At 54.6% G+C, this 8,581-nt stretch carries 7 protein-coding genes; 3 read left to right on the top strand and 4 right to left on the bottom strand.

Features of this window, described 5'->3' with window-relative positions:
• Positions 1 to 65: 65 nt before the first annotated feature.
• From QM579_RS11310 to QM579_RS11320, 3 genes are all read right to left on the bottom strand, one after another.
• Complete coding sequence (locus QM579_RS11310; RefSeq protein ID WP_414999246.1) at positions 66 to 572, bottom strand: hypothetical protein; 507 nt, start codon at positions 570 to 572, stop codon at positions 66 to 68.
• A gap of 222 nt (positions 573 to 794) precedes the next feature.
• A complete protein-coding gene (locus QM579_RS11315; protein WP_414999247.1) occupies positions 795 to 2,027 on the bottom strand; it encodes a molybdopterin molybdotransferase MoeA in 1,233 nt (410 codons plus the stop codon).
• Positions 2,028 to 2,061: 34 nt separating this feature from the next.
• Positions 2,062 to 2,994: a formate dehydrogenase accessory sulfurtransferase FdhD gene (locus QM579_RS11320; protein ID WP_414999248.1), complete on the bottom strand. Its 933-nt coding sequence runs from the start codon at positions 2,992 to 2,994 to the stop codon at positions 2,062 to 2,064.
• A 347-nt stretch (positions 2,995 to 3,341) separates the two neighbouring features.
• Here QM579_RS11320 and QM579_RS11325 point away from each other — a divergent pair, with 347 nt between their 5' ends.
• The gene (locus QM579_RS11325) at positions 3,342 to 3,803 is read left to right on the top strand and encodes a hypothetical protein (RefSeq protein WP_414999249.1); all 462 of its coding nucleotides are present in this window, start codon (positions 3,342 to 3,344) and stop codon (positions 3,801 to 3,803) included.
• 39 nt (positions 3,804 to 3,842) lie between these two features.
• Complete coding sequence (locus QM579_RS11330) at positions 3,843 to 4,856, top strand: GNAT family N-acetyltransferase (protein ID WP_414999250.1); 1,014 nt, start codon at positions 3,843 to 3,845, stop codon at positions 4,854 to 4,856.
• Between the two features lie 135 nt (positions 4,857 to 4,991).
• Here QM579_RS11330 and QM579_RS11335 read toward each other — a convergent pair whose 3' ends face one another.
• A complete protein-coding gene (locus QM579_RS11335; protein WP_414999251.1) occupies positions 4,992 to 7,154 on the bottom strand; it encodes an FUSC family protein in 2,163 nt (720 codons plus the stop codon).
• A 558-nt stretch (positions 7,155 to 7,712) separates the two neighbouring features.
• On the opposite strand from QM579_RS11335, the gene QM579_RS11340 reads away from it, so the two are divergent.
• Entirely contained in the window at positions 7,713 to 8,390 is a 678-nt protein-coding gene (locus QM579_RS11340; RefSeq protein ID WP_414999252.1) for an outer membrane protein, read from the top strand.
• The last annotated feature ends 191 nt before the right edge of the window (positions 8,391 to 8,581 follow it).

The raw sequence follows: 8,581 nt of genomic DNA on the forward strand, positions 1-8,581 counted from the left end.
CGCGGGAAGTTGGTGCAGGCACCGAAACCGAATGATGCGCCCAGACCGGGCACAGATGCGGAGTGTCAGAGCCGGGCCTGATTTTCCACGTCGAGCATGCCGAGCCCGCCCGTGAAAAGTTTTTTCATAAGGTAATTTTCTTCATTGTCGCTGGCGGAACCGCCAAGAGAAGCAATGCTGTGGCACGTATTGACCGTCATGCCCGCCGCGTTTTTTTCCTGAAATCCCGCTTCGCGGGAAACCTGCATGAGCTTGGCAATGCGGTCCATTGCCCAGTCCATCGGGCGGTCTTCCCACTGGCTTGAATAGGGCGCGCGATAGCGCACTGTTGCCACACGATGGGGGCTACGCACTACCTGCAGGGTGTTGGAACCTTTGGGGCACAGGCGTCCACGGTTCACCGGGCTTTCATCATCGCCTTCAATGCCGACAACGTCACCCTTATATTTGTAAATATTGAGACTACAGCCGATGGCACAATACAGACAGACGCTATGGTGTTTTTCAGCATCGCGGTATCTGCTGTGGCACACAGCTGTACGCGGGCTGAAAGGCTCTTTGTGGTGGGACATGATTTGGCTCGCAGTGTTAAGGCAACGGGAAATTGGCGGAGCGCAGTACGCCGTTAATTTCTTCACGCTTTTTCTATAAGTAGGTATATGGTAACGCCTATTTATGTGGCGTGCAATAGTAATGTTTATTACTATCTGATATGCATATGATTTTTGGGTTCAAGGAAATTGCATGATCATTTTACAGGAAGTAGCAGATCGGGCGCCAGTGTGGGGCGTCGCCTAAGTCAGAATGACGTCCACTTCCATACCGCGCCGCAAGGGGGGGCATCCCGCCGGGATGTCCACAAAGCAGTTGCAGTCATCCCACAGTGCTGGCTGCCCGATACTTTCATTCTCAGGCCGCATATAGACCTCTGTTCCTTCAAGCCTCGCCATCATAAAGCGTCGCGCGTCTTTTCGGCAGGAGCCGAAATCGTTGCGCATTATACCGCGCTGCCGTTGTAACCCGTAGCGCGCCCGCCCGGAAATTTTACGGATAAGAGGCCGGGCCAGCAGTTCAAATGCCGCCGCAGCCGCCACGGGGTTGCCTGAAAGGCCAAGCAGAACACTGCCGCCCACAGCTGCACCCAAGGTCATAGCCCCGGGCTTCATGTGCAAGCCGCGGAACAGCATATGGCCGCCGTGTCGGGCCGCCAGTTCTTCCGCCAGGCGTGAAATGAGGTCACGCGGTCCCCAGGATACGCCGCCTGTGGTGATGACCAGATGGCTTTGCCCCAGCATGGTTTCAACGTTACGCCGCAATTTGTCGTAGTTGTCGGGGCAGGTGCTCATGCTCTGGATGCGGGCGCCAAGATTTTGCAAACGCACGCCCAGCAGCGTTCCGCTGATATTATATATACCGCCTCGGGGCAGCGGGTGGCCCGGCGGGCACAGTTCATCTCCCGTAGAAAGCATGCTGACCGTGGGGCAGCTGTATACGTATGCATGTGTGTGCCCCTGCCCGGCCAGCAGGCCGAGTGTTCCGCTGTGCAGAACATCGCCGCGCCGTACCAGAGACCGCCCCACAGCCACGTCATGCCCGCAGGGGTGACAGTTGCGGCCTGGGGACAGTTTGTGACGTATGGTGACGCCACAGCCGTCAACCGTCGTATCTTCCTGCCACATGACGCAATCCGCCCCCTGAGGCATCATGGCTCCGGTAGTTATACGGGCCGCCTGTCCGGGCAGAAGAGGATCGCCTGGGCCACCGCCCGCATACAGGTATTGAACCACTGGCAACGTGACGGGAAAATCTGGATTGGCCAGGGTAATGTCTGCGCTGCGCAGGGCATAGCCGTCTACCTGGGCGCGGTCAAAAGGGGGCTGCGGCAGGCTGGCGCAAATGTCGGCTGCGCTCACGCGCCCGCAGGCTTCGAGAAGTGGCAGGTGCTCGGTCTTTTCTGTCGGGCGGGCACAGGCAAGAAGGGCGGCCAGCGCTTTTTCCAGAGGCAGGATGTCCTTCTTTTCTGACATATGCGGGGATGCATAGGGAGGGCAAAAAGACATATCAGACTATCCTGTGCGGGCAGGTATAGATGTTGATATTGTCTTTGCGCACAAAACCCAGAAGGCTTATCTGCCTGGTTTCAGCCAGCTCTACTGAGGCCAGGGACGGCGCGCCCGGGGCCATAAGCAGGCGAACACCGCTGACAACGGCTTTTTCCAGCATATCCACGGCCAGACGCCCGCTGAATATCATAAGCTTGCCCTGCGGCGACACCCCTTGAAGCTGCATGGCTCCAATAAGCTTGTCCAAGGCGTTGTGGCGGGCAATGTCTTCATAAAACATCAGGATGCCCTTTTCGGTAGCCAGAGCGCAACTGTGGGCAGCCCCTGTTTGACGGAAGAGCACGCAGCGCTCTTCAAATTCCGCCTGAAGCTTGTGTACCTGGGCAGCTGTAAGCCGCACCTCTGCTTTTTTTGCGGGGTTGTCGGATGAAGGTTCAGAAGTTGTGGCTATCCGTATGCTTCCGGCAATGCGCGGCCCTTCAATGCTTTGCCCGTGTTGCAGAATTGTTGTGGCGCATGCCGCACCCTCTGCACTGTGTATTTTTTTGGCGTGGGTAGCAGCAATGCTATGGGCCGCGGCGCTGTCGGCCGAGGTGAATTGATTTGCGGCATCCTGATCTGGAAGATCTTTGTCAGAAGCAGCATGGGCCGCGTGTTCTGAAATTTCAGCGTTCTGTGCCTGGGGATGATGGATGTGCAAGGACGCTATCTGGCTGGCACTCCGCAGCATGCCCAAGGTAAAAAGGCGGCCTACCGCCAGTTCCTCAAGGTGTGTGGGCATGCAGTGCATGCGGGTTACAGTTTTGTCATTACAGATAAGGTCGTAAGCCTCTTCGCGCAGCAATATATCCTCCACCTTGTGTCTGCCCGTACTGTTGATACGGGTGATGGCGCGCAAAACACAGGCTGGTGGCAGTGAAAACGTGGGCATGGCGGGGAAGAATTCTCCTGCGGGAAGGGTTAGGGGCGAACTGGTTGGCCTTCTGACCGAAAGCTATCCGTAGCAGGATGTGTGGTTATCCTGATTCGTCAGCAATATATTTTTCATTTTTGATTAAAATGCTCTGAAAAACAAGAGCACTGAACAGGGCGCATTCACTCTGCTTTTTCCGGTTTGACCGCACGACGTCGAAAGTGCCGCAGCGCCGCCCTGAATGCCTGGGAGCATGCCGAAAAAAGATGCTTTCCAATACCAGTTTACTCACATATATATAAACAAGCGGTATCTTACGACGTTACTTTTGACACCCCGAAATCTTTGAAAAAGGAGACATTGCCATGAAAAAACTGCTGCTCTGCCTTTTTCTTCTGCTTCTGGCCGTTCCGGCGGATGCGGACGGCGGCGATCTGGTCTGGAAAGATTTTGAGTCCAGATGGATGAAAGCTTTTACCCCCGGTTCTGTTACTGTGCAGGATCAGGGTCAGGTAAAGATATGCACTCTGGACGAGGGAGTGACGGCAACTTTTTTTCTGAATGCTGACAGTAAAGTGGAGCGTGCTGTGGTGGTTAATACGGCCGCATCCTCTGCCCGGTATTTTGAGGGCGTAGCTCAGACCATCAAGGTTCTTGCGGGCCAAATTCCTCAGGCAGAGGCCGTCAGCGCCGCTTTTGCCACAGTGCAGCCTGCCACTCTCTGGCGCGCGGTTGGAGATTTTTGCTTTGAGCGCGTGCAGGATTCAGATGCAGGCTGGTTTTTTTATGCCAGCCGCAATGAGCAGTGCCCTACTGAGGTCAGATAGGCCATAGCGTAGGGAGCTGACGAGCGAGATCTGTATTTTATGGAGAGAATTCCATTTCACGATCTTGAAGGGCATAAAGGCTGGCAGCAGGCAGCCCTGCATTCTGGACAGGCCGATCCTTTTTGCTGCCTGCCTGCGTGGCAGCTTTCCTTCCATGAGGTTTTTGCGCCGGAACGCCGTCTTCTTGTGTGGCACGAATCGCAGCATACTACGCACAGTATGGTGGTGCTGGCAGAGCAGGTGTTTGCGGCAGACTCGGTTCTGCTGACGCCAATTGATACCTTGTGGTTTTTCAGTTCTCCCCTGCTTGGCCTTCATGCCGTGGATATGCTGGCACACGTGATGGACGAACTTGCAGCCCGTTACGCTCCTTTCTTTCCCCGTATCGTTCTCAGCGGTTTGCAATCGGGCAGTTTGTTGCCGCAGCGGCTGCTGCGGACCTTTTCACACCGTTTTGATTTCTTCATGCACTCTGAATCCGTACAATGTGCTGCCTCCCTTGGGGGCGGGCTGGACGGCTTTTTGTCTCGAAGGTCAGCCAACCATCGGGCAAAACTGTCCAAAGGGCGACGGCGTGCGCAACAACGCGGCATTGAGTACGAACGGCACATTCCTGCCACTGAAGCTGAGGCTCAGGCTGTTTTCGCGCGCATGCTGACTGTGGAAAACAAGAGCTGGAAGGGCGTGGGGCAGTGCGGCATGGCAGAAGAACCCGCCAGAAGTTTTTATGACGCCATGCTGCGGCGTCTTGCCCCCGCGCGTGGCGCACGCATCATGTTTGCCACGTACGAGGGGCGAGATGTGGGATTTATTTTTGGCGGTATGGCGGGTGATGTGTATCGGGGGCAGCAGTTCAGTTATGATCTGGAATGGAAGGACGCGGGCATAGGGAACCTCCTGCAACTAGAGCAGGTGGCGTGGCTGTGCGAGCAAGAGGCAAGCCGCTACGATATGGGGCCGCTTACCGGCCCGCGCATGGGTTATAAGGCTCATTGGACTGAAAGACAGCTGCCCATACAAACGTGGCTGATGGTTAAAAAACAGCGAGACTGACTTTGTTTCTGGTTTTGTACGGCAGACTCAAGAACTTGCGAGTCTGTAACGTGCCGGATTCTCCACTCTTCCGGTGGCCTGATTTTTTCGGGCTTATGCTGGGCATCCGCTTTTTCAAAGGTTTTTATCAGTTCTTCATACTCCGCCTGAGGGATGATTTGCCGCCGCAATGGCGGCGTCTGCCGTATTTTCACTCAATACCCGTGCAACGGGACCTGCCGAAACTCCGGGCGTCTGTTCCAGCAATCCTGCCAGATAGTCAATTTCGCTGTTGATGTCGCACAAGAAGCTGCCGTTGCGCGTATCGTGCGCGTAGGGGCATGCACTTTGCTCGGGGGCGTGCTTTTCATGCGCCAGATTTTCCATCCGCCCGGCGAGAGTTTCCACTTGTGCCGGATCTGGCATGGCATCTCCCAATATTCGGCCAGAACTAAAGGCCGTAATGCAGTCGCACAGGCGTTCAGCCGCGGCAATTATTGGCAGCCACGCCGCAGCCCGGATTCCTGCCGGGGGCGGTTCCGCCATATGTTTCTGTAGTTGCGAGCGGATGTTGGACAGATCTCTGTACGCCAGATGACGGGCGTCAAAAATGTGTTGCCGCTGCACGTTGTGCAATCTGGCGTCATCCTGGTCTTGAGCGCAGGTTGCGCGCAGGTAGTTGGCGGCATCCGTAAGGGCCATGATAAAGGAATTGCCCAGCTGCTGTGTGTCCACCTTGGGCCAGAAGGCATAGCCAAAGACAATAACAATAAGCCCACCAATGGCAGTGTCCTCAAAGCGCTGCAATGCGTAGTCAATGGTTCCTGCCCCGGGGATGATCACGTCTACCAGAACCAGCACGAGAGGGGCCAGTATAACAGCCTGCATGGCATACGAGCGTGCCTTGCCCCAGGAGAGCAGGCCAGCCAATAGAGCGATGGCAAGGACCAAGGGCTGACCTTTTGGTATGTAGGCCAGCATCAGGGCTGCGATGACAACGCCACCAGCAGTGCCAAGGGTACGCAATACGGCGCGCGCGAAAACAGAGCCGAAGTCTGGCTTCATAACCAGGGCCACAGTAAGAGGAACCCAAAACCAGTGGCTGCCGTCAATTACATACTTGCTGGCAAAGGCCACTCCCATACATAGAGCGAAAACAGAGGCATTAAAAATGGCGTCGCGCCCGATGGTCAGTTTGGCGCGCAAAAGCAAAGTCCTATGATCAGCCCGGCCATTCTGGGGCAGAGGTTTGGTCTTTGGTGCGTGATGCACGCCCATATCAGTAGTGTGGTCAGGGGGCGTGCGGTCTGGCTGACCCTGCTCTTGTTCGGCGTGGGCCGTATCCACGTAGGTGAGACGGCCCTTATACCAAATAGCATCCACAAGTTGCTGCAAGCTGCGGATCAAATGGCTCTGGTGGTTCTGGGCAATAAGGGCATCTGGCAGGGGCGGTGGAGGGCTGCGGTGGATCAGTGCGTCAGCTAATGTGTTGAGCCACAAGGCTACCGCATGCAGGCTCTGAGTTTCGGTCTTTGGGGTCGCAGTTATAATGGAAAAAATATTGTCTGCCGCTTTGATTACAGCAGCCTTCTGCGCGATATCTGGCGAAGGCCCCTGATTGCTGCGGTAGCCTTCGGCCATCAGGGCCGCATACAGAGGATCAAAGCTGTCTGTAACTTTTCTGCGGGCCTGTTCGGTGAAGTCTTCTTTTTTTGAAGCATCGTCATCATCAGCCTTTTGATCGGCAAAAGCCGCCAGCGCGCGAATATGCGTTGCCAGAATAATCCGTTGTGGACGGTGTCTGTCCATGAGGATTTCCAAGCCTAACAGTAATATATAAAAGACCGCCCCCACGAGAAAGAGCAGAGCTGGCATCCAGAAATTGCCAATAAAGGGCAATCCTACGGCTATGCAGGCTGTGAGCATGGCCTGCATGCTTCCTACGGAAAAAACCGTACCGTAGCTGCTTATAATTGCCGCAGCAAAGGAAATGACTGTCATAGCCGCCAGTGTGGCGGGATAGGGCAGGAGCGTCAGATAGCCCGCCAGATAGCCCGCCGCCCCAATGGGCACGCAGATGAGGGTTTGCCGGATAAGCGAGCGGTATGTTGAAGTTCCGCTTTCGCCGGAGCAGAGCAGCAGGGTGCCCATCGATATCCACAGGCCAGCCATAATGTCGCCTGCAATAATGCCAATGGACAAAGGCAGGCCAACACAAAGAGCTGCTCGAAGGGAAATATCCCAGCGAAGGTGGGCGGGATGCTGCCGTACCAGTTCGCAAAGCCAGCCTGCAGGTTCATTGTGGCGCAGAGGGGGCATGATTTCTCCTTGGTGTACAGCATAGCGAAAAGGCAAAGTGTAATGGCGGCATACCTGATACTTTTACGCGCTCACGGCAAAGCCTGGCTGGAGCAAGCCTTTCCCACAGTGTAGGAAATCACAGGCTTCATGTACATCCTGCTTTGACACCACGGGCACAGGTAACGGGGTCTGCTATAATTGATGGAGCATTCGAGTGTAATCATATTATCAGCTTGAGCATTTTACACTTGAAATAGTCGTATTACGGCGAGCAAAGCTCGCCTGTGCTTATTCCGTGGCAAGAATTTGCACACAAATTTTTACAGAACAATTAACTAATTTCATTCGTAACTTGCTCTAGTAATGCGTAATATTTTTGTTGGATCAAAGGTAAGGTTTTGCCTGTTGCGATGACGCCGGATTCGTACAGAAAAGAAATTGTCAGTATCCGCATATCCTTGAGCAGCGCAGATATGGTAGGAAAAATATAGAAAATTTATTGACATTTTCTAATGATTATCCCAAATTTAAGGCTGCCCTCGTAAAAATCTGAGGGAAAGTACTAGGAGGACTGTCATGAAACGTTTTATAGTTGCTATGGCGCTTGCTCTTTCGCTTGCGCTGCCGGGCTTGGCCGCTGCCGAGGGCACCGGCATGTATTTGGCCCCCAAGTTTCTCATGAGCATGCAGAACACCGGACAGATGGAACGCAGCAGCGGTCTGGCCGGCAGCGGCGTGGACAGCTACAGCCAGTTCACCCTTGGTGGCGCTCTGGCTTTGGGTTACGACTTCTGGCCCCAGCAGATGCTGCCCATTCGCGCTGAAATTGAATTCGCCCTGCGTGGCAACAGCGAAAAAAGCTGGAGCGACGGCGGTGCCAACCTGCGTGACGTCAAGGGCGTGTGGAACAACTCCACTCTCTTTGCCAACCTGTTCTGGGATTTCCGTAACGACAGCGCCTTCACCCCCTATGTAGGCGGTGGTCTTGGTCTGGCGTTCAACTACACGGGCTACACCCTCCGGGGCAACGATGGCAGCAAGTTTGAGGCTGATGACCGTTTCACCAACTTTGCCTGGAATCTGGGCGCTGGTGTTGCCTACAACATTAACGAAAACTTCACCGTTGACGCTTCTTACCGCTTCGTGGGCCTTGGCTACAATGAAGTCAGCGCCAACGTCGGTGGCGTTAAGTATGAAATCGGCAACCGCCCCTACAACAACGAATTCATGCTTGGCCTGCGCTACGGTTTCTAAACCGTAAAAGAACAACAAGGATTTTTGCTTAGTGCTGCCCGCTTCAATGGAGGCTGCAGCAACGTTTTAAGTTGATCCTTACTGCCCAAGCTGTCGTTTTATATACCCACCGCTTGGCAGCACGCCACAGGCTTTGAAAGCTCCCCAGAATATCTGGGGAGCTTTTGTCGTTATAAGATAATCGTTATTGA

This window comes from Desulfovibrio sp., from assembly GCF_047607245.1.
In the GTDB taxonomy this organism is placed as follows: Bacteria; Desulfobacterota; Desulfovibrionia; order Desulfovibrionales; family Desulfovibrionaceae; genus Desulfovibrio.

Bases quoted from the DNA above. Each gene is read 5' to 3' on its own strand.
- QM579_RS11310 (WP_414999246.1), bottom strand. From the start codon at position 572: ATGTCCCACCACAAAGAGCCTTTCAGCCCGCGTACAGCTGTGTGCCAC.
- QM579_RS11325 (WP_414999249.1), top strand. From the start codon at position 3,342: ATGAAAAAACTGCTGCTCTGCCTTTTTCTTCTGCTTCTGGCCGTTCCG.
- QM579_RS11335 (WP_414999251.1), bottom strand. From the start codon at position 7,154: ATGCCCCCTCTGCGCCACAATGAACCTGCAGGCTGGCTTTGCGAACTG.
- QM579_RS11340 (WP_414999252.1), top strand. From the start codon at position 7,713: ATGAAACGTTTTATAGTTGCTATGGCGCTTGCTCTTTCGCTTGCGCTG.
- QM579_RS11315 (WP_414999247.1), bottom strand. From the start codon at position 2,027: ATGTCAGAAAAGAAGGACATCCTGCCTCTGGAAAAAGCGCTGGCCGCC.
- QM579_RS11320 (WP_414999248.1), bottom strand. From the start codon at position 2,994: ATGCCCACGTTTTCACTGCCACCAGCCTGTGTTTTGCGCGCCATCACC.
- QM579_RS11330 (WP_414999250.1), top strand. From the start codon at position 3,843: ATGGAGAGAATTCCATTTCACGATCTTGAAGGGCATAAAGGCTGGCAG.